At 63.0% G+C, this 20,556-nt stretch carries 14 protein-coding genes and 2 tRNA genes; 10 read left to right on the top strand and 6 right to left on the bottom strand.

The annotated features are described in order from the left end of the window. The first annotated feature begins 85 nt into the window (after positions 1 to 85). The 4 genes from gltB to DESUT3_RS07070 all read left to right on the top strand — a co-directional run bounded on the left by gltB (position 86) and on the right by DESUT3_RS07070 (position 8,238). On the top strand, positions 86 to 4,507 hold the full coding sequence (gene gltB / locus DESUT3_RS07085) for a glutamate synthase large subunit (RefSeq protein ID WP_221251761.1): 4,422 nt from the start codon (positions 86 to 88) through the stop codon (positions 4,505 to 4,507). 349 nt (positions 4,508 to 4,856) lie between these two features. Beyond that, on the top strand, positions 4,857 to 6,248 hold the full coding sequence (locus tag DESUT3_RS07080) for a glutamate synthase subunit beta (RefSeq protein WP_221251758.1): 1,392 nt from the start codon (positions 4,857 to 4,859) through the stop codon (positions 6,246 to 6,248). Positions 6,249 to 6,588: 340 nt separating this feature from the next. After that, positions 6,589 to 7,875 (top strand): NCS2 family permease, encoded by a 1,287-nt coding sequence (locus DESUT3_RS07075; RefSeq protein ID WP_221251756.1) that lies wholly within the window; start codon positions 6,589 to 6,591, stop codon positions 7,873 to 7,875. Positions 7,876 to 8,162: 287 nt separating this feature from the next. After that, positions 8,163 to 8,238, top strand: a tRNA-Ala gene (locus tag DESUT3_RS07070). Between the two features lie 86 nt (positions 8,239 to 8,324). Here DESUT3_RS07070 and DESUT3_RS07065 read toward each other — a convergent pair. From DESUT3_RS07065 to DESUT3_RS07050, 4 genes are read right to left on the bottom strand one after another with little or no spacing between them, the layout of a single operon-like run. Beyond that, on the bottom strand, positions 8,325 to 9,881 hold the full coding sequence (locus DESUT3_RS07065; protein ID WP_221251754.1) for a DHA2 family efflux MFS transporter permease subunit: 1,557 nt from the start codon (positions 9,879 to 9,881) through the stop codon (positions 8,325 to 8,327). A 10-nt stretch (positions 9,882 to 9,891) separates the two neighbouring features. Beyond that, positions 9,892 to 10,992 carry an HlyD family secretion protein gene (locus DESUT3_RS07060; RefSeq protein ID WP_221251753.1) on the bottom strand — a complete coding sequence of 367 codons (1,101 nt, stop codon included), beginning with the start codon at positions 10,990 to 10,992 and terminating at the stop codon, positions 9,892 to 9,894. A gap of 15 nt (positions 10,993 to 11,007) precedes the next feature. Next, entirely contained in the window at positions 11,008 to 12,270 is a 1,263-nt protein-coding gene (locus DESUT3_RS07055; protein WP_221251752.1) for a TolC family protein, read from the bottom strand. Positions 12,271 to 12,282: 12 nt separating this feature from the next. Then, a complete protein-coding gene (locus tag DESUT3_RS07050; RefSeq protein ID WP_221251750.1) occupies positions 12,283 to 12,702 on the bottom strand; it encodes a MarR family winged helix-turn-helix transcriptional regulator in 420 nt (139 codons plus the stop codon). Between the two features lie 197 nt (positions 12,703 to 12,899). On the opposite strand from DESUT3_RS07050, the gene DESUT3_RS07045 reads away from it, so the two are divergent. The 4 genes from DESUT3_RS07045 to DESUT3_RS07030 all read left to right on the top strand — a co-directional run bounded on the left by DESUT3_RS07045 (position 12,900) and on the right by DESUT3_RS07030 (position 17,226). After that, positions 12,900 to 14,261 (top strand): anthranilate synthase component I family protein, encoded by a 1,362-nt coding sequence (locus DESUT3_RS07045; RefSeq protein ID WP_221251748.1) that lies wholly within the window; start codon positions 12,900 to 12,902, stop codon positions 14,259 to 14,261. Continuing rightward, a complete protein-coding gene (locus tag DESUT3_RS07040; protein ID WP_221251747.1) occupies positions 14,258 to 15,100 on the top strand; it encodes an aminotransferase class IV in 843 nt (280 codons plus the stop codon). The genes DESUT3_RS07045 and DESUT3_RS07040 overlap by 4 nt, the downstream gene beginning before the upstream one ends. 55 nt (positions 15,101 to 15,155) lie before the next feature. After that, positions 15,156 to 15,241 (top strand) — tRNA-Leu (locus DESUT3_RS07035). Between the two features lie 80 nt (positions 15,242 to 15,321). Beyond that, complete coding sequence (locus DESUT3_RS07030; RefSeq protein WP_221251745.1) at positions 15,322 to 17,226, top strand: site-specific integrase; 1,905 nt, start codon at positions 15,322 to 15,324, stop codon at positions 17,224 to 17,226. A 332-nt stretch (positions 17,227 to 17,558) separates the two neighbouring features. Here the strand turns inward: DESUT3_RS07030 and DESUT3_RS07025 are convergent, their stop codons facing one another. After that, positions 17,559 to 17,951, bottom strand: coding sequence for a hypothetical protein (locus DESUT3_RS07025; protein WP_221251743.1), 393 nt, complete (start codon positions 17,949 to 17,951; stop codon positions 17,559 to 17,561). Between the two features lie 274 nt (positions 17,952 to 18,225). On the opposite strand from DESUT3_RS07025, the gene DESUT3_RS07020 reads away from it, so the two are divergent. Then, on the top strand, positions 18,226 to 18,531 hold the full coding sequence (locus DESUT3_RS07020; RefSeq protein ID WP_221251741.1) for a hypothetical protein: 306 nt from the start codon (positions 18,226 to 18,228) through the stop codon (positions 18,529 to 18,531). A 334-nt stretch (positions 18,532 to 18,865) separates the two neighbouring features. Here DESUT3_RS07020 and DESUT3_RS07015 read toward each other — a convergent pair whose 3' ends face one another. Next, positions 18,866 to 19,396 (bottom strand): recombinase family protein, encoded by a 531-nt coding sequence (locus tag DESUT3_RS07015; protein ID WP_318836004.1) that lies wholly within the window; start codon positions 19,394 to 19,396, stop codon positions 18,866 to 18,868. 215 nt (positions 19,397 to 19,611) lie between these two features. Between DESUT3_RS07015 and tcmP the strand changes: the two genes are divergently transcribed. Continuing rightward, positions 19,612 to 20,556 (top strand): three-Cys-motif partner protein TcmP, encoded by a 945-nt coding sequence (gene tcmP / locus DESUT3_RS07010; protein ID WP_221251739.1) that lies wholly within the window; start codon positions 19,612 to 19,614, stop codon positions 20,554 to 20,556.

Genomic DNA, 20,556 nt, shown 5'->3' with positions numbered 1-20,556 from the left:
GAAAACCGGCATATCCGATTGTCAGGGCCTTTCGGCAATGTTAGTATTTAGCGATTTGCCTCCATCCCCGTCAAGGAATGCACTAATGGATTTTTCTGATCAATTCAAGGACAATTGCGGTTTCGGCCTGCTCGCCAACCTGAAGAACCGACCCTCTCACCAACTGCTCGAAGATTCCATCCGCGCCCTGAGCCGGATGATCCACCGCGGCGCCATCGCCGCCGACGGCAAGACCGGCGACGGCAGCGGCCTGCTCTGCTCGATGCCGGTGCGCTTCATGCGCAACGTGGCCGCCGAGCAGGGGGTGTCGCTGCCCGAGCAGTTTGCCGTGGCCACCCTGTTTCTCTCCGACGAGCCGCGCCAGACCGAGGTGTTCCGCGAATGCTGCGAGCGCAACGATCTGCAGGTGCTGCTGGTGCGCGAGGTGCCGCTGAACACCGAGGCGCTGGGCGAGTACGCGCTGGGGATGCTGCCGAAAATCGTCCAAGCCTTCGTGGTACCGGCCGAGTTGATCGCCACCCGGCGCTTCGACGCCCTGCTCTACCTGACCCGCAAGGAGGCCGAGCACCGGCTGGGCGAGGACCGGGATTTCTACATCCCCACCTTCTCGCGCAAGGTGATCAGCTACAAGGGGCTGGTGATGCCCACCTACATCCGCCAGCTCTTCCCCGACCTGCAGCGGGATGACTTCGAGGTCAGCTTCGCCCTGTTCCACCAGCGCTTCTCCACCAACACCCTGCCGCGCTGGCGGCTGGCCCAGCCGTTTCGCACCCTGGCCCACAACGGCGAGATCAACTCCATCCGCGGCAACCGCTTCAGCGCCCTGGCCAAGTTCGCCGAAGCCGACAGCCCGGTCTTCTCGCGGGAGGAGATGCAGCGGATCCTCCCCCTGCTCGAGGAGGGGACCAGCGACAGCGGCAGCCTTGACAACATGCTCGAGTTCATGCTGGCCAACGGCGTCGACTTCTTCAAGGCGATCCGCGGGCTGATCCCGCCGCCGCGCCACAACGTGGCCCACATGCCGGCCAAGCTGCGCTCCTTCTACGAGTACACCTCGGCCGCCTTCGAACCCTGGGACGGCCCGGCCGCGGTCAGCCTCACCGACGGACGCTACATCGGCTGCGTGCTCGACCGCAACGGCCTGCGCCCGGCCAAGTACGTCATCACCACCGACGACGTGCTGCTGATCACCAGCGAATACGGCGTGCTCGGCACTCCGCCGGAGAAGATCCGCGAGCGCGGCCGGCTACAGAGCGGGCAGATGATCGCCGCCGACCTGGAGCACGGCAAGATCTTCTACACCCAGGACATCGACCGCTACCTGATGAACGCCCAGCCCTACAACGAGTGGCTGACCGGGCGCACCTTCTACCTGCCCGAGTTCATCGAGCGCCAGTTCGAGGAATACCCCGACTACCGCTACGACGACCTGCCGCGGCGCCAGCGCTACCACAACATCACCAACGAAACCGTGGAGCAGGTGATCAAGCCGATGCTGCGCGACGGCAAGGAACCGACCAGTTCCATGGGCGATGACACCCCCCAGGCCGCCTTCTCCGAGGTGCAGCGCTGCTTCAGCGACTTTTTCCGCCAGAAGTTCGCCCAGGTCACCAACCCGCCCATCGACCCCTACCGGGAAAAGGTGGTCATGTCGACCACCATCGGTTTCGGCGAGCTGGGCAACCCGCTGATCGAAACCCCGGAGCGGGCCTGCCGTCTGAAGAACATCTCGCCGATCCTCTCCCATGAGATCTTCGAGGCGCTGCTCTCCTTCGGCGACCCCAACCGCCCGCGCTACGAGGCCTGCTACAAGCACCGCAGCTTTTCCACCGGCTTCGCCAGCGACCTCAAGGCCAGCCTCGAGCGGCTCGGCGACCAGGTGGTCGCCGCGGTGCGCGAGGATGGGGTGCGGATGCTCATCCTCGACGACCGGGCGCTTGGCGCCAACACCAGGCTGATCCCCATGGCCATGGCGGTGGGCTACCTCAACCAGCGCCTGCTCAAGGAGAAGCTGCGCCACCTGATCTCCATGGTGGCGGTCACCGGCGAGGTCGTCGACGCCCACGGCGCCTGCGTGCTGCTCGGCTACGGGGCGGTGGCCATCTACCCCTGGCTGCTCTACGCCAGCGGCCTGCAGGCCCTGGAGCGCAAGGGGGGCACCCACCGCGACATCCGCACCGGCCTGAAGAACATCTTCGAGGCGCTGACCAAGGGGATCCTCAAGGTCATGTCGAAGATGGGGATCAGCACCGTCTCCAGCTACCGCAACGCCGCCCTGTTCGACATCATCGGCCTCTCCCGCGAGCTGGTGCAGACCTGCTTCCCCGCCTCGCCGGCGCTGCTGCCCGGGCTGGGCTTCGCCGAGATCGAGGAGCGCATCGCGGCGGTGCACCGCAAGGTCTACAAAAAAAGCTACATGATGCCGGTCTACCCCCTGGAGGTCGGCAGCCTCAACCGCAACAACCCCGGCGGCGAGTACCACGACTTCCACGCCAACGTGATATTGGCCATGCACAAGTTCGCCGAGACCCGCACCCGCGAGGACTACCTGAAGTTCCGCGGCCTGATCGAAGGGCGCGGCCAGCGCTTCGTACGCGATTTCCTCGATTTCGCCAGCCCCAGCTGCGCCATCCCCCTCGATGAGGTCGAGCCGGTGGCCTCGATCACCCGGCGCTTCGACTCGGCGGCCATGTCCCTGGGCTCCATCTCCCCTGAAGCGCACCACGCCCTGGCCGAAGCGATGCACATCCTCGGCGGCTGCTCCAACAGCGGCGAGGGGGGCGAGGCGCCGGCTCGGCTCAAGACCATCCACAACAGCAAGATCAAGCAGATCGCCTCGGGGCGCTTCGGCGTCACCCCCGGCTACCTGCGCAGCGCCGAGGAGATCCAGATCAAGGTCGCCCAGGGGGCCAAGCCCGGCGAAGGCGGGCAACTGCCCGGCGAGAAGGTCTCGCCGCTGATCGCCTCGCTGCGTTTCACCGTGCCCGGCGTCACCCTGATCTCGCCGCCGCCGCACCACGACATCTACTCCATCGAGGACCTGGCCCAGCTGATCTTCGACCTCAAGCAGGTCAACCCCGACGCCCGGGTCAGCGTCAAGCTGGTCTCCACCGAAGGGGTCGGCACCATCGCCGCCGGGGTCGCCAAGTGCTACGCCGACCGCATCATCATCTCCGGCTCCGACGGCGGCACCGGGGCGGCGCCGCAGACCTCCATCAAGTTCGCCGGCAACCCCTGGGAGCTGGGGCTCGCCGAAGCCCACCAGAGCCTCAAGGGGAACGCGCTGCGCGACCTGGTGCAGCTGCAGACCGACGGCGGGCTCAAGATCGGCCGCGACGTGGTCAAGGCGGCCATCCTCGGCGCCGAGTTCTACGGCTTCGGCACCCCGCTGCTGGTCATGCTCGGCTGCAAGCTGCTGCGGGTCTGCCACCTCAACCGCTGCACCGTCGGCGTCGCCACCCAGGACCAGAACCTGCGCGCCCACTATGTGGGGACGGTGGAGAAGGTTGTCGCCTACCTGCGCAACGTCGCCGAGGACGTGCGCGAGATCCTCGCCGAGCTCGGCTTCCGCTCCCTCGAGGAGGTGATCGGCCGGGTCGATCTGCTGGGGGTCCTCGACTCGCCCAAGGCGGCGTCCTTCGATTTCTCTTCGGTGCTGCGCCAGGTGGACGGCCCCGACCTCTACGGCAGGCGCAACGACCCCTTCGACAGCAACGAGTTCGAAAAGGGGATTCTCCAGGAGGTCTACCCGGTCATCAAATCCCCCAAGGAGGAGATCGTCGTCGAGCGGGAGATCCAGAACATCAACCGCTCGGTGGGCGCGCTGGTCAGCGGCGAGGTCGCCAAGTACTACGGCGACGAGGGCCTGCCCAAGGACGCCATCACCATCAAGCTCAAGGGGGTTGCCGGCCAGTCCCTCGGGGCCTTTCTGGTCGGCGGAGTCAGCATCCAGCTTGACGGGGTGGCCAACGACTACGTCGGCAAGGGGATGCACGACGGGCGCATCATCGTCAGCCCGCGCAACTACTACGACGGCGTCGCCGCGGTAGGCAACACCTGCCTCTACGGCGCCACCGGCGGCAAGCTGTTCGTCGCCGGCACCGCCGGCGAGCGCTTCGCGGTGCGCAACTCCGGGGCCCTGGCGGTAGTCGAGGGGACCGGCGACCACGCCTGCGAATACATGACCGGCGGCACCGTGGTCATCCTCGGCGAAACCGGCATCAACTTCGGCGCCGGCATGACCGGCGGCGCGGCCTTCGTCTACGACCGCAACAAGAACTTCATCGACAAGCTCAACGGCGAACTGGTCGAGGCGCGGCGCATCGACGTCGACGACGACAACGAAGGCAAGCTCTACCTGAAGCAGATCCTCACCAGCTACCACACCCGCACCCGCAGCCCCAAGGCGCGACACATCCTCGACAACTACCGCGAGGAGCTGGCCTACTTCTGGATGGTGACGCCCAAGCACATGAAGGCGCCGCTGAACCCGAAGGAAGGGGATTGAGGGCTCGTGAGGCGTAATACGTAATGAGTAATAAGTGATAAGTCTGGAGTTGGCGGATTGGTTATTTTCCACCGTCCATCGGAGATTGCCACCGGTTTGTAAATGGTATCCCCATCGCGACCGTCCCCTCTCCCCATGGGAGAGGGACAGGGAGAGGGGGCTTTCCTGAACCAGATGCAGATTTTGTTTTTAAATAATTTCAACCACCCAATGTGAGGCCGCCAGGTTTGCCCCGGATGCAAGGCTTGGCGTCGAAGGGAACCGCAGGTGCAGCAGCGCTGCATCGAGGATTCGATTCGGCGCCGTAACGCAGCAGCCGGGGTGAAGATGGCGGCCGGCGGAAAAGACTATGCAGAATTTTGTTGAGACAAATCGCCAAGACCCCGACAAGGTCGAAGCCACCTCGCGGGTACGCACCTTCGAGGAGATCTACCGCTTTTACAACGACCGCAAGGTGGCGCGGCAGGCCGAGCGCTGCGTGCAGTGCGGCGACCCGTTCTGCACCACCAACGGCTGCCCGCTGAACAACTACATCCCCCAGTGGCTGGAGGCCGTCGCCGAACACGACCTGGAAAAGGCCTTTCTGCTCTCCAACGAGACCTCGCCCTTCCCCGAGGTGCTCGGGCGGATCTGCCCCCACAACCGGGTCTGCGAAGGGGCCTGCACCCTCGATGACGGCTACGGGGCCATCACCATCGGCCCCATCGAGGCCTCGATCACCGACCTGGCCTTTCGCGCCGGCTACGAGCTCCCCTTCCCGGGGGTGACCAGCGACAAGCGGGTCGCGGTGGTCGGCTCGGGACCGGCGGGGATGTCCTGCGCCCACTTCCTGCTGCGCGCCGGCATCGGCGTCGACATGTACGAGCGGGCCGAGCGCCCGGGAGGGCTGCTCACCTACGGCATCCCCGGTTTCAAGCTCGACAAGGAGATCATCCGCCACCGCTTCAAGATCCTGCAGAGAGCGGGGCTGCAACTGCACCTGGGGATGAGCGTGGGCGCCGACATCCCGCTGACCAAGCTCATCGAGGACTACGACGCGGTGTTCCTCGGGGTCGGCGCCACCGCCGGCAAGAAGGCCGGCATCCCCAATGAGGATCACCGCCAGGTCTTCTCCGCCATGGATTTTCTCACCAACGTGCAGCGCCGCCTCTTCGGCGAGTCCTGGACCGAATATTTCAGCGTGCTCGGCAAGCACGTGGTGGTGATCGGGGGCGGCGACACCGCCATGGACTGCCTGCGCACCGCCCTGCGCGAGGGGGCCGAGAGTGTCACCTGCCTCTACCGGCGCGACGAGATGAACATGCCGGGCAGCGCCAAGGAATATCACAACGCCGTGGAGGAGGGGGCGGTGTTCATGTTCCACGAGGCCCCCACCCGCATCGTGCTGAATGCCGAGGGCGAGGTGGCCGGGGTCGACGCCCTGAAAACCCGCCTCGGCGAACCGGGCCCCGACGGGCGCCGCAGCATCGAGGTGATCCCGGGCAACGAGCACTGCGTCAAGGCCGACGTGGTGATCCTGGCGCTGGGTTTCGACGTGGAGGAGAACCTCTTCCTCAAACAGGCCGGGGTGGAAACCGGGCGCTGGCGAGAGATCACCGTCGACCCGGCCACCTGCCGCACCTCCCACCCCAAGGTCTTCGCCGGCGGCGACTGCTACCGCGGCGCCCAGTTGGCCGTAACCGCCGCCGCAGACGGGCGCACCGCCGCCCTCGCCATCATGGAGCAGCTGCTCGGCGGCTGAGGGCCAAATTCCAAACCAGAAAAAGGCGGTCCCCCGGGGCTGCCTTTTTTTATTTCAGCCATTCACAGGAAGAGGATTCACAGCGGTTGGAGGCTGGAGACCATCCCGGAACCCATTCCAACCACCCGCTCGCCAGGCTCGCTGAAGCGCACGAAGAAAAGCTGAAGGCTATTGAGAATTTTGTTTTTCTTCGTGCACTTCGTGGCCTTCGTGGTGAAAATTCGCTTGCGGAAATGGGTTTTCAGTAACCGCGACCACTCCCCCCGCAATTGCAGGGGGAGTTTTTCCTGTGCTATAAACACCAGGCTTGGTAAGACCAAAATACCACCCGGAGGCCATCATGCTGGAAAAGCTCTTTCACCTGCACGCCCGCGGCAGCAACGTTCGCACCGAAATCACCGCCGGTGTCACCACCTTTCTCACCGCCGCCTACATCATCTTCGTGCATCCCAACATCCTCTCCCAGGCGGGGATGGACAAGGGGGCGCTGACCACCGTCACCTGCCTGGTGGCCGGCCTGGCCACCCTGCTGGTGGCGCTGTGGGCCAACGCGCCGCTGATGATGGCGCCCGGTATGGGCCTGAACGCCTTTTTCACCTACACCCTGGTGCTGGGTGCCGGGGTCCCCTGGCAGACGGCCTTGGGGGTGGTGTTTCTCTCCGGGGTCTTTTTCCTGGTGCTGACCTGGCTGGGGGTGCGGGAGAAAATCGTCAAGGCCATCCCCCAATCGCTGCGCCTGGCAACCTCAGTGGGGATCGGCCTGTTCATCGCCTTCATCGGCATGCAGAACCTGGGGCTGATCGTCAAAAGCGACGCGGTGCTGGTCGCCCTGGGCGGTTTCAGCCCCCAGGTGCTGCTCGGCCTGTTCGGCCTGGCACTGGCGATATTGCTCGAGGTCAAACGGGTGCGTGGTGCCATCCTGCTGGCGATTCTCGGCACGGCCCTGGCCGGCATGCTCATCGGCATCTCCCCCTGGCCCGCCGCGCTGGTCGCGGTGCCCCCCTCCCCCGCCGCCATCACCTTTCAGCTCGACATTCTCGGCGCCATGAAGATCTCGCTGTGGGCGAGCATCTTCTCCTTCATGTTCGTCGACCTGTTCGACAGCCTCGGCACCATGCTGGCGGTCTGCCGCGAGGCGGGGATGGTCGACAAGGACGGCAACATCCCCGCCCTGCCGCGGATGCTCACCGCCGACGCCCTGGCCACGGTGGGCGGCTCGCTGCTCGGCACCAGCACCACTACCGCCTACATCGAGTCGGCCAGCGGGGTTTCCGACGGCGGTCGCACCGGCTTGACCGCGGTGGTCACCGCGACCCTGTTTCTGGTTTCGGCCCTGTTCACGCCGCTGATCGGCGCGGTGCCCGCCTACGCCACCGCGCCGGCCTTGATGATCGTCGGCATCTTCATGATGCGCGGCATCGGCCAGATTGACTTCTACGATTTCGAGGAAGGGGCGCCGGCTTTTCTGACCTTCGTTCTCATGCCGCTAACCTATTCCATCGCCACCGGACTGGCCTTCGGCATGCTCAGCTACGTGCTGCTCAAGCTGTGCCTGGGCAAGATCCGCGAGTGCGAACCCTTCCTGATCGGCGCGGCGATTTTCTCGCTGATCAGCCTCATGGTCTGAGTTTGCACGGCCCGGCAAACATTGGAACTTTTTTGTCATTTTAGCCACTTGCAAAAGTCGGATTGTCATGAGATCGAGCGAAAACGTTCTCCGCAAGGATGAGGAGCAAAATCGCCGGAAGCGTAGCAGTAGCTACGTTGAGGACGATTTTTCGACGAAGACGCCGCGCAGGGCGTTTGCAGCCGATCGCAATAGATTTCGACTTTTTCAGGAGGTTCATTATTTCCGAAAAAAACCTGTTGACAGTCAGGGCGCGTTTTTGTATAAACATGCCTCGTCACCACGACGGGGCTATAGCTCAGCTGGGAGAGCGCTTGAATGGCATTCAAGAGGTCGGCGGTTCGATCCCGCCTAGCTCCACCAAGAAAAACCAAGGGCCGACTCGCAAGAGTCGGCCCTTTTTCTTTTGCCTCCGCAGTTTTCCCATCCCTTTACAATTCCGGTTTTTCTCAGTGCGCTCCCGGCGCCGCTGCGCCCTTGCGTTTTTTCAGCAGCGCCAGCATCGGCAGAATGGCGAAAAAGGCCAGCCCCACCCCCCAGAAGACGTGGTTGAAGGAGAGCATCCCCGCCTGGCGCTGCAGCAGGCCGTAGATCATCGCCAGCGCCCCCTGCTCGGCGGCCGCCGGGCTCATGCCCCGGGCCACGGCGGCCTGGGAGAGCGCCGCGAAACGCTCCTGGAAGTCGGGGTTGTAGGGGTTGACGTGGGCCACCAGGTTGTTCTGGTAAAACTGGCCATAGCGGGTCAGCAGGGTGGCCGATAGCGCGATGCCGACGCTGCCGCCGATGTTGCGCAGCAGGTTGTAGAGCCCGGTGGCATTGCCCATCTCCGGCTTGGGAATCTCGGCCAGAGTCAGGGTGCTCAGCGGCACGAAGACCATCCCCAGACCGAAACCGAGCACGATGCGCGGCCAGACGAAATCCCAGTAGGAGGCCTCCAGCGTGAAGCCCTGCATGATGAACATGGCGGTGCCGCCGACGCTCAGGCCGGCAGCGATGATCCAGCGCCCGTCGACGCCGCGAGAGAGCGCCATCCCCACCAGCGGCATGGTCAGCAGGGTCGCCACCCCGCCGGGGGCCAGCACCATGCCGGCCAAGGTGGCGTCATAGCCCATCAACGTCTGCAGAAACAGCGGGATCAGCATGATGGCGCTGTAGAGGCAGAAACCGAACACGAACATCAGCAGGTTGCCGGCGGTAAACGATACGGTGCGAAACAGCCGCAGGTTGACGATCGGGTGGGGCTGACGCAGTTCGACCCACACCAGGGTCGCCAGACTGACCAGAGCGATCAGCGAGAAGGCCAGAATGTAGGACGATTCGAACCAGTCCTCCTGCTGCCCCTTGTCGAGCACCAGTTGCAGCGAACCCAGACCGAGCACCAGCAGCCCCAGCCCCCAGTAATCGATAGAGAAGCGTTCGGCCCGCTTGAGGTAGGGCGGGTCGTGGATGAAGACCCCGGCCATGATCACCGCGACGATCCCCACCGGGATGTTGATGTAGAAGATCCAGGGCCAGCTGAAGTGGTCGGTGACCCAACCGCCCAGGGCCGGGCCGATGATCGGCCCGAACATGGCGCCGATGCCGAAGATGGCCATTGCCATCCCCTGCTCCTTGGGCGGAAAAGTCTCCATCATGATGGCCTGGCTGTTGGGGATCAGCGCGCCGCCCGCCGCCCCCTGCAGGATGCGGAAGCAGATCAGCAGTTCCAGGTTGGGGGCGGCCCCGCAGAGCAGCGAGGCGAGGGTGAACAGCACCATGCAGGTGATCAGGAAGCGCTTGCGGCCGAACATCCGCGACAGCCAGCCGGTCATCGGCAGCACGATGGCGTTGGCCACCAGGTAGCTGGTCAGTACCCAGGTGATCTCATCGGTGCCGGCGTTGAGGCTCCCCTGCATGTGCGGCAGGGCGACGTTGGCCACCGAGGTGTCGATGATCTCCATGATGGTCGGCAGCATCACCGTGACGGTGATCAGCCACTTGTTGACCGAAGGCGGATTGCGCTCCATTGGCGGCGGCTCAGTCGAAGGGATTGAAAGGGGCGAGGATTTCACCCAGGCTACGGCCGGTATGCACCTCGGGAACCACGCTCATGCCGACCCGCAGCAGGTGCTCCGGGTCGCTGCCGGGCTCGATGGCGATCTTTACCGGGACCCGCTGCACCACCTTGACGTAGTTGCCGGTGGCGTTCTCCGGCGGCAGCAGCGAGAAGGCGGCGCCGGTGCCGGCCATGATGCTGTCGACCCGCCCGGCGAACTCCCGGCCCGGGTAGGCATCCACCGAGAAGGCCACTTGCTGGCCGGCCTTGATGTGAGTCAGCTGACTCTCCTTGTAATTGGCGACGACCCAGGGGGCCTCGAGCTCGACCAGCGCCAGCAGCGGCTGGCCGGCCTGCACGTTGTTCCCCGGCTCCACCGTGCGGTGGGTCACATAGCCGGCCACCGGCGCGGCGATGGTGGTGTAGGAGAGGTTGAGCCGCGCCTCCTCCAACTCCGCCGCCCGCTGGGCGATGCGCGCCTCGCTGCCGTTTTCCGGGGCGGCGCCGACCATCGCCCGCGCCCTGGCCAGGGCGGCCTGGGCCTGGCTGAGTTGCGCCTCGGCGACCTCGTGCTGGGTCCGCAGCCGATCGACCTGCTCGCGGGGGACCACCTCCTTGGCCAGCAGGGCCTCGCCCCGGGCCAGGTCGAGATGGGCCTGCTCCAGCTGTGCCCGGGCCCGGTTCAAGCCCGCCTGAGCCTCGTGGACCAGGGCATAGTCGCCGGAGGTTTCATTGCGGGCCAGCGCCAGGCGGGCCTCGGCGTAGTCGACCCGGGCCTTGAAATCCGCCGGGTCGAGCCGCACCAGCGGCTGACCGGCGGCTACCCGCTGATTGTCCTCGACCAGCACCTCCAGAACATGCCCCGGCACCCGGGGCGAGATCCGGTGCACATGCCCCTCGACAAAGGCGTTGTCGGTGCTCACCCGCACCTGGGCGTCGTACCACATCCACCCTGCGCCGAGCGCCCCGGCTATCAGCAGGGGCAACAGCACCAGCCGGACCCGGCGCGGGCGGCCGCGCCCCGCTTTCGGCGCCGCCTGCTGCGGTTTCTCGCTGCTTTTTTCTTCTAGCTCGTCACTCATCGGTTGTCTCTCTCCTCAAAGCTCCCCAGCCGCTCTCTGTACCCGGGCGATGGCCACCCGGTAGTCGAAAACGGCCCGGTGATAGTCGGTTCGCGTGGTGGTCAGCAGGGTCTGCGCATCGAGCACCTCGGTGGCGGTGCCGACCTGCTCACGGTAGCGCCCCTGGTTGAGGCGCAGATTCTCCTCGCCCTGGCGGATCGACTCCCTGGCCACCTCGATGCGCTCGGCGGCCACCTGGGCGTCACTCAGCGCACTTTCGTATTCCAACCGGGCCTGCTCGGTCAGGTCCCGGAGCCGCGCCCGCTCCCGCTCCCGGGTCAGCAGCGCCTGGCGCAGCGCCGAGGTGGTCGCCAGCCCGTCAAACAGGTTGATCCGCACCCCCAGCGTGGCCGAATAGAGGGTCTGTTCGCGCAGGTGGCTGTTCTCCTGATAATCGACGGCGCCGTGGGCGAACAGCTCGGGCCAGTATTCGCTACGGCTGGATTCCACCGCCAGGCCGGCCTGTTCCACCACCGCCTGCTGGGCCTGCAGCCCCGGTCGCTCGGCCACCGCCCGCAAGGCGTCCCCGGCCGCGGGCAGGGCCTCCGGGGCGACGTCTTCCTGCAACTCGCCGCGCTCCTCGGTGCCGCGGCCGATCAGGTAGTTGAGCAGCCGCCAGGCGTTCTCGCCCTGGTTGTGCCGGGAAAGCTGGCGCTGGCGGCTGCCGGCCAGGGAGACCTCGGCCTGCAGCACGTCGTTGCGGGTCACCATCCCCTGCTCGTAAAGCGCCTGGGCGACCCGCAGGTGCTCGCGGTTCTGCACCACCTCTTCCGCGGCCGCCCCTTCGAGCTTCTCGGCTTCGAGGATGCGGTAATAGGCGGTGACGGTCCGCAGGAACACCTCCTGGGCCGATTCGCGCAGCTCAAACTCGGCGGCTTGCTCCAGGGCCCTCGCCTGTTCCACCCGGGTCCGGGTGCGCCCGAAATCATAGAGCATCTGGTCGACCTCAAGCCCCAGGGAGGCAAAGTTGCGGTCGGTCGACTCCACTTCGCCCTCGCCGATGAGAAACGCCTGGGGGTCTTTGAGCACGGTGTAGCCCGCCGCGGCATTGACCCTGGGCAAATAGCCGCTGCGCGCCCGGGCCACCTGGTCGCGGGCGATGCCCGGGGCGTGGCCGGCGGTTCGCAGGCTCGGGTTGTTGGCGGCGGCAAGCTCCAGGCAGGCGTCCAGGCTCAGCGGCTCCGCCCGCAGCAGCGCCGGGGCGGCGAGCAGCAGGAATACAACGATCAGACTGCGCACGGCAGGCCTCCTTCAGGCGCGCAGCTTTTCCAGCAGCGTGCAGAGAGTTTCATATTCACCGGCCCCCAAGTTGGCCACGATGCGCTTGCGCACCCCCAGGGCGATCCCGGTCAGGTCCGCCTCCAGCGCCTTGCCCGCTGAGGTGAGGCAGACCAGGTAGGAACGGCGGTCCTCAGGGTTGGCCTCGCGCCGCACCAGCCCCATCTTGGCCAGGCGGTCCACCAGCCCCCCGAGAGTGGTCCGGTCGACTTCAGTGCGGGCCGACAGCTCAGTCTGGGAGATGCGGTCGCGTTTCCACAAAAAGGCCAGCAGGGCGAACTGGGGCGGGGTGATGCCGAAGGGTTCCAGTTCCTTGCGAAAATGGGCGTAAAGCCGCTGGTGAGCCTTGGCCAGCAGAAATCCGACGCTGTTTTCGATATCAAACGCGGTCATTTGAGCCCTCCGATATTCTCACTGTGCTTATTATCAGCATACTGAACAGTTGGGACGATACGCCCCTTCCCCATCAATGTCAAGGCACCCGCCGGGGATGGAGAATTTCCCTTGCCAAGCCGCGGGCAAATCAATACATTGTGCCTGCCCGCCCGAGGGTTCTGAATGTCATCCCCTTAAAGGCCGGCCCCAAATCCATGCAGATACCCGTTCACACCTTCCGCCTCGATCGTTTCGACCCCCTGCAGCTGAGCCTCGCGTTGTACCCCGAGGGGCCCGGATTTCTCGAAAGCCCCGACGGTTCGGGCCGCTACAGCATCGTGCCGCTGCGCCGCAGCGAATCCTACCGGCTTGACGATTCGGGGCTGGTGCGCATCGGCAGCAGCGACGGCGAGCAGCCGCTCCCAGGCGACCCCTTCCAGGTCCTCGAAGAGATCCTGCGCCGGCGCCGCATCCCCCGCCGGCCCGACGGGCCGCTGTTCCCCGGGGGATTTTTCGGCTACCTGGCCTACGACCTCGCCGGCTGGATCGAGGAGCTTCCCCGGCATGCCCGGCGCGACCGCAACCTGCCCCATCTCTGGCTCGACTGGGTCGACCTCGCGGCGGTCTACGACCACCGCTCCGGCTGCCTGACCCTCGCCTCCCTCGACCCCGCCGACGATTTGGAGCCGCTTGAAGGACCAATCCGCAAGGCGCTGGCAGCCCCCACGACCGAGGCCTCCTTCGCCTGCGAAATGCTCCCTTCCCCGCTGATCAGCCAGCAGCGGTTCGAGGCCATGGTCGCCAGGGCGAAACAGTACATCGCCTCCGGCGATATCTACCAGGCCAACCTCTCCTGCCGATTTGATGGTAGAATTACCGGAAGCACGGCCTGCCTGTACCGCAAGCTGCGCAGGGTCAACCCCTCGCCCTTTGCCTGCCTGCTGCGCTCGCCGGGGCTGGAGATCATCTCCTCCTCGCCGGAGCGGCTGGTCTGCCTGCATGGGGAAGTGGCCGAGGCCCGCCCCATCGCCGGGACCCGCCCCCGGGGCTTCACCCCGCCGGAGGATGTGGAGCTGGGGCATGAACTGCTGGGGCACCCCAAGGAGCGGGCGGAACACGTCATGCTGCTCGACCTGGAGCGCAACGACCTCGGCAAGGTCTGCCGGGCCGGCAGCGTCCAGGTCGACGAGTTGATGGTGCTCGAGCGCTACTCCCACGTCACCCACATCGTCTCCAACGTGCGGGGCCTGCTGCGCGAAGAGGTCGGGCCCTTCGAACTGATCCGCGCCATGTTCCCCGGCGGCACCATCACCGGGGTCCCCAAGAAGCGCTGCATGGAGATCATCGAAGAGCTCGAGCCCGTGGGGCGCGGCAGCTACACCGGCAGCGCCGGCTACATCAGCGCCACCGGCGACATGGACCTCAACATTTTGATCCGCACCTTTCAGCGCTTTGGCGACGAGCTCACCTACCAGGTCGGTGCCGGCATCGTCGCCGACTCGGAGCCGGAGCGCGAATGGCACGAATGCCTGGCCAAGGGAATGGCCTTGCGTAAAACCCTGGAGGAGCAGTCATGATCATCAGTATCGACGGCGCGTTTCTCGATCCCGGAGATGCCAGACTCCCCGTGGACGACGGCGGCTTCCTCTACGGCGACACCCTGTTCGAGACCATCAAGGCGGTCGGCAAGCGGTTTCTGCTGCTTCAGGAGCACCTCGACCGCCTGGAGCTCTCCGCCCGGCTGCTCGACTTCCCCTGCGACCGCAAGCGCCTCGAACGCACCCTGACCCGCGCCACCCAGCACCTGAGCGCCCCCGTCTCCCGGGTGCGCCTGACTCTGACCCGCGGCAGCTTCGAGGGGCTCGAGTTCCCCCAGGAAAAAGCCGCGCGCTTCATCCTCACCGCCAGCCCCTGGCAGGAGCCTGACGAGGAGGAGCGCGAGGCCGGCATCACCTGCGTTTTCGCCCCCAACCGCCGGGTCAACCCGCTGAGTCACCTGCCGCAGATGAAGCGCGGCAACTACGCCGACTGCCTCTACGCCGCCAACTTCGCCAAAAGCAAGGGGGCCCGCGAGGCGCTGTTCATCACCGATTCCCGGCTGCTGCTCGAAGGGGCGACCTCCAACCTGTTCCTGGTGCGCGGCGACACCCTGGCCACCCCCCCGGCAGGCGAAGTGGTCCTCGGCGGCATCATGCGCCGCCAGATCCTGCAGGTTGCCGCCCAACTCGGCCTGCAGACCGAAGAGCGCAACATCCAGGTCTCCGAGCTGGACGACTGCGACGAGGCCTTCATCACCAATTCCCTGGTCGAGGTCCTGCCCATCGCCCAGGTCGAAGGCTGCCGCATCGCCCGCGGTGAACTGTGGAAGCAGCTCTTGGGCAAAATCCGCGAACAAGAGGAAAACAAGGCCCCCTAAGCGGTTAAATTGCTTGACCGCCCCGCCCTCTCCTTTTATAATTCACCCCGCTCGTGCCGAAGTGGTGGAATTGGTAGACACGTCGGTCTCAAAAACCGATGGCTTCTGGCCGTGCCGGTTCGATTCCGGCCTTCGGCACCAAGTACTTGAAATAATTGACTTTTCTCCTCAGCTGGGTTCGCTGCTACACGAACTGCTACAACGGACCGAGGAGACAGTCGATGCCCGCGATACACCTCATGGAGCGCGCCGGAGTCTACTACTTCAGGCGCGTTCTGCCATCTGACGTACGTCCTTATTTCCCCGCCAAGGAGATCTGGCGGTCCCTCAGGACCCGGGACCGCAAAGCCGCCATTCCCCGCGTCGAGCGGCTCAATTCGGAAACAGAGCGCGTAATCACCCTGATCCGGAGCCGAGCATTGAACAGAGCAGAAATCCACCGCGTTGTAAAAACCTACCTAGAGCGAACCCTGGACGGCCTAGAGCATCACAGGGAGAGCGGATCCACCCTTCACGATCTGGCCCAGGGCTCACCTCTCGACGTCTGGACCTGGAACGAGGACCTGATCCCCTTGGCTGGAGGGTTTCCGGATGCCCATGGGGGAAGTGTCCCACGGGCAGGGCGCGAGCAGCTCGTGAGCCACTACAAGCAGAAGGTAGAGGCACTCGAGGCCCAACTGGCAGGAAGGCACATCGACCTGTTCCTGGAAGAGCAGGCAAATGCCCTCATCGCGATCACCAAGGCAGATATCCCCACCTACAGCAGCAACGATCACGAAGGATTCGCCAACCACAGCCCCATGCCCCAGGAGTTCCGGGTGCTCTGTTTCGAGCTGCTCAAGGCCAAGATCTCAACCTACCGGATCGAGATCGAGCGGCTGATGGGCAACTACGATAATGCCTATGACAGAGCGACAGAGCGTTTGCTGGCGCCCCCCACGGACACGACTCCGAGCGTCCCTCCTGCGCCACCCGCGGACACATCTCCCAGCGTCCCTCCTGCACCGGCAGAGGCCACCCCGGGCCCAACCCTTACCGAGGTCATCGACATGTACATGGCCGAGATCCGCGAAAAGGGCCTCGAGGAAGTGACGTACGGGGAGTACGAAGATGCCTGCAGGCTTCTGGTGCGAATCATTGGTGAAAAGCCGGCGGCCGAACTCACCCGGGACGACATACGTACCTATCGGGACACAATACGCAAACTCCCCGCGCATATGAACAAGAGGCCAGAAACCAAAGGGAAAAGCATCGAGGCGGTCCTTGAAGTCGCCCAAAAGAAACGCCTCAAGCCCATCTCCGATGCTGCCGTGAAAAAAAAGCTAGGACAGGTGAAGGGCCTCGTCAAGTGGGCCAGCGGTGACGGTGTGCGGCTGATCCCGCATAATGTCGGCGACGGCGTAAACCTGCCAAAAACCACCAAGGGGCCAGTCCGTGAGCAGAAAAAACCCTACACTCAAAAGGACATCCAGGGGCTGGTCGATGGCCTGGTCGCCGAGAGGGAAAAAGGCACCTTCGAACAACACCCCGAACGGTACTGGGTCCCGCTGATCGGGATCTTCTCGGGGATGAGGCTCGAGGAGATCTGTCAGTTGCACACAGCGGATGTTCGCGAGGTCGAAGGGGTGTGGTGCTTCGACGTCGATTGGCTTGACGAGTCCGGCAAGGTGGCCAAACGCCTGAAGACCGGAAACGCGAAACGACTGGTCCCTGTCCATTCGACGCTTATCGGACTCGGCCTCCTGGAGTACCTTGACCACATAAAGCGTGCGGGACACCCACGCCTCTGGATGAAGTTGACCAAGACCGCCAGAGGAAAATACCAGAGGAACATCAAGGACTGGTACAATGGCGCAGATAACCGGCCGGGGTTCGAAAACCTCTATATCGACGACGACCCCAAAAAGTCATTTCACTCCACCCGCCACTCTTTCGCTAATGCACTCAAACAGGCTGGAGCCGACATGTTGGTTGCCGGCGAGGTCTTGGGACACAAGCTCGAGGGTCTTACCTTCGATAGATACGCAGATCCTTACCGAGTTGCGATCAAGAAGGCAGTGGTAGAACTCGCCCAGTACGGGGTGGAATTTGTGCCCCGCCTGGGGTGCTGGAACGACTGGCCTTGACTGGGCGGCCGAATGGCCGCCCTTCGGGCGAGCTCACGCAAAGTGGGCCCGGACAATCGACCAATGCACTAGTACATTCACAACATACTGAAATAACTCACAAATCCATATTGACACCCCCCAGAAGGCAGAGTACCCTCGAAGTATCGATCAACCTCTGCCTCCGGAGGAGAAACTGCATCATACCGCATTAGACAAGGCATGCCGCTCGCCCCGCCTTGAAGTCCTTCCCTCTCACTATTAACAACGACCTGGACGAGTTGGCAACGAGGGTAGACATTCTGGTGCAGCTTGGCAAGCAACTGAAATGGGGTGACAAATCCATAGGCTTCCTACCTAGAGCGTGCAAGAAAAGCCTCCACCGTAGGAGTAGCCCATTCCCGGGCTTCGACCTCGTCAGGGCCGTTGTAGTCGCCGTTCAGCGGGGTGTCGCGGTTGAACGCCTGCAGGGCGTGCTTGTACTCGTGAGCGATCGTCGTGAGGATCTTAAGGTCGGTGCGCCCGTCGAGGATCTTCTCGCCCATGAAGAAGGTCGGCTTCTGGTCGAGCGAGATGGTGATGACGGCAAACGGCCCGACCTTGTGGAAGGTTCCGGCGGCATCGCCGTACTTGCCGTACTTGACGGTGGGCTTGCGGGTCGTCTTGACCTCAAGCGCGACGCCCGGAGGCAGCGGGTGGGTCATCTGCAGGTAGCTCAGAAATTCGCGAAAGATCTTCTTGATCATAGGGCCCTCCGTTGCCAATCAGGGAAGCGACACTGGGTCCCTGACGCAATTCATGCAAATAAGAAAGGTCGTGGCTAGATATCATTTCAACCTCCCAAGAGGAGACACAGCTATGCATCTTCCTTTAGGAGCAAATGCCGAAATCATAGGTGTGTTTGACAAGCCACACTCGAGGACTGAGGTCGACCTCATAACTCGTTATGATCGCTTCTGTAGGGCATCAAGGGTGCCTATCGGGCGACTTAGCATAAGGAGGTCGGAAGGCAGGGTCCTGTTGAGCGACATCTACCTCCCAGATCGCAGGTTGATCATAGAGGCTAAAAACCTCGGCGACCTGGCCGAATCCTACCGAGTACGCCAAAATATCAAGACAGCCTTAGCACAACTTCTCGACTACGCCCGCTTCATCGACGACCCCAAGCTAGCAGTCCTGTTGGATACAGATGTCAACGATGACATAAGATCTCTCCTATACTATTACGGCATCGGCATAATCACAGACGCTGGGTATGGAATCTTTGAAGAATCGTGGCCTGATCAAGTATCGATGCAGCAACCTGACAATCGACTGTCTTATTAAAACTCGGCTATATAACTGAATCAATTTCTTTTCGCGGGAAACGACAGGGGTTCGCACCACACGCAGTCGCCGCCGAGAAAAAGGCCGCCCCCACCTTATTTGGCTCAACCATTGCGCAACCTCCCAACAGCCGCAGCCATCCCTAGCCATAGCTTTCAACTGCAGTTGGATTACCGGGAGTGTCCCAACCCCTGGGTAAGGTCATGGCACCACCGACTGCGGTGATACTGAGCCCGTCAATCTTACTGTCACAGCCCCCCCCCCCCTGCAGGACTCTATGAACGCTGCGTACCCCGATGCCAAGTTTGTCGGCGATTACTTGTTTAGTTAGGCCCTAGCTAGCGAGTTCCCGTACCTGAAGGGCCTTTGCCCTGGCGGTAGGTTTTCGGCCGCCGTATTTACCTGCTCGCTTTGCCGGTGCAATCCCTTCAGCCTGTCGCTCCAGCATCATCTCCCGCTCAAAGGTAACTATTGTGCCTAACATGGTCAGCATGAGCCCGCCGGTGGGAGTGGAGGTGTCCAGGTCGATGCTCAGGACCTGAAAGGCTACCCCCTTGCAATGCAGTGCATCCACGATTTCCAGAAGGTCTTTTGTGCTGCGGGCGATACGGTCGAGGTTCGTGCCCACATCGGTGTCACCCTCTCTTACGTAATCCAGGAAAGCTGCAAGTTGCGGCCGGTCAGTTTTAAACCCACTGGCCTTCTCCTGAAAGATCCGTTCAGCGCCAACCAAAGCAAGTTGCTCCAGCTGGGTTTCAAGCCTCTGGCCCACTGTCGAAACCCTGGCGTACCCGATTGTTTCCCCATGCCACCCTCCTATCTGATCGAGACAGGAACCCCTACCAGAATGTGCCAATAGACTCACAGTGATTTTGGCAAGACTCTGCCAAAATCGCAGAACAACCCTATTGGCACCCTTTGGGCATTGACTGCTCCCTCTGCCACAAAGGCATGGCCTAGTGGCGTGCAAAGAGCTTAAGGCCCTAGGCCCGCCATTTCCCGTTAAAAAGTTGTGGCCAGAAAGGTTGCCTCATGATAATTAAACAATAACAACCGTAAACAACGTCATCAGGAGGCTATATGTCACGAGTTGAGATAGACTTCAGGGAGACGCCCAACCCCGACTGCATGCGTTGCAATCAGGGGACTAGGAAGGCTCGTTGCACCAACGGTTTATGCAACAGGATAAGCTCGACTCTGGACGGGGCCCCCCTGCGGTGCGTTGGGAACTGGGGGCAGGACAAGACTCGTTTTCTGCTCCAGTACCTAACGATATTCGCAAACGGGATGAAAAAAAAATTTAAGGGAAACCTACACTACACCGAGATTTGCTCTGGCCCTGGACGGTTGATTGATTTTGAGGCAGCTCGAGAGTTCGACGGCACATCCATCGCCTTCTTAAACCACCCCCACGCAAAACACCTAACTGACGCCACCTTCATTGACATCGACAGCAACGCCCTTGAGGTCCTTCAATCCCGGGTAGAATTTCTGGGTCTAATGGGTCCAAAAGTCTATGTTCGCCCAGGAGATTACACGTCCACCGAATCAATCGATGCGGCGACCAGCCATCTAAATGGCAGGGGCCTCCACCTTTTATTTATCGACCCAACCGACATGAGCTTACCCTTCTCCACGGTCGAACACATCGTTAGGCGGCTTGGTAGTGTCGACCTGCTTATCAACGTGGCTTTTGGAACCGACTTTGTTCGTAACGCCAGACGAGCACTAGAAGGTGACCCCTCTCGGGAAAAATACGAGCGTTTTATTGGGAGCTCGGGCTTCTTTGAGCGCCCGGATGTTCATAAGATATTGCTCTCATCCCGGATGGAAAACGAACTCAAGTCCGCACTTCAGGCAGAGTTGCAGCTTAACCTCGGAGCCCTAGGGTACAAATTCTTTGACTACCAACCGGTCCGGCACTACTATAATTTGCTGTTCGCCTCCAAGCACCAACTGGGCATGAAATTCTGGCGGGAATCCCTCAAGTACGCCCCAAACAGTCAATTAGGATTGGGTTTCTAA

This window comes from Desulfuromonas versatilis (genome assembly GCF_019704135.1).
Lineage (GTDB): Bacteria > Desulfobacterota > Desulfuromonadia > Desulfuromonadales > NIT-T3 > Desulfuromonas_A > Desulfuromonas_A versatilis.
Note: the sequence above shows the minus strand (reverse complement) of the source record. Positions and strands in the feature narration are given on the sequence as shown.

Excerpts from the sequence above, each read along its gene's own strand:
- gltB (WP_221251761.1), top strand. The coding sequence starts at position 86 with ATGGATTTTTCTGATCAATTCAAGGACAATTGCGGTTTCGGCCTGCTC.
- DESUT3_RS07080 (WP_221251758.1), top strand. The coding sequence starts at position 4,857 with ATGCAGAATTTTGTTGAGACAAATCGCCAAGACCCCGACAAGGTCGAA.
- DESUT3_RS07075 (WP_221251756.1), top strand. The coding sequence starts at position 6,589 with ATGCTGGAAAAGCTCTTTCACCTGCACGCCCGCGGCAGCAACGTTCGC.
- DESUT3_RS07065 (WP_221251754.1), bottom strand. The coding sequence starts at position 9,881 with ATGGAGCGCAATCCGCCTTCGGTCAACAAGTGGCTGATCACCGTCACG.
- DESUT3_RS07060 (WP_221251753.1), bottom strand. The coding sequence starts at position 10,992 with ATGAGTGACGAGCTAGAAGAAAAAAGCAGCGAGAAACCGCAGCAGGCG.
- DESUT3_RS07050 (WP_221251750.1), bottom strand. The coding sequence starts at position 12,702 with ATGACCGCGTTTGATATCGAAAACAGCGTCGGATTTCTGCTGGCCAAG.
- DESUT3_RS07045 (WP_221251748.1), top strand. The coding sequence starts at position 12,900 with ATGCAGATACCCGTTCACACCTTCCGCCTCGATCGTTTCGACCCCCTG.
- DESUT3_RS07040 (WP_221251747.1), top strand. The coding sequence starts at position 14,258 with ATGATCATCAGTATCGACGGCGCGTTTCTCGATCCCGGAGATGCCAGA.
- DESUT3_RS07030 (WP_221251745.1), top strand. The coding sequence starts at position 15,322 with ATGCCCGCGATACACCTCATGGAGCGCGCCGGAGTCTACTACTTCAGG.
- DESUT3_RS07025 (WP_221251743.1), bottom strand. The coding sequence starts at position 17,951 with ATGATCAAGAAGATCTTTCGCGAATTTCTGAGCTACCTGCAGATGACC.
- tcmP (WP_221251739.1), top strand. The coding sequence starts at position 19,612 with ATGTCACGAGTTGAGATAGACTTCAGGGAGACGCCCAACCCCGACTGC.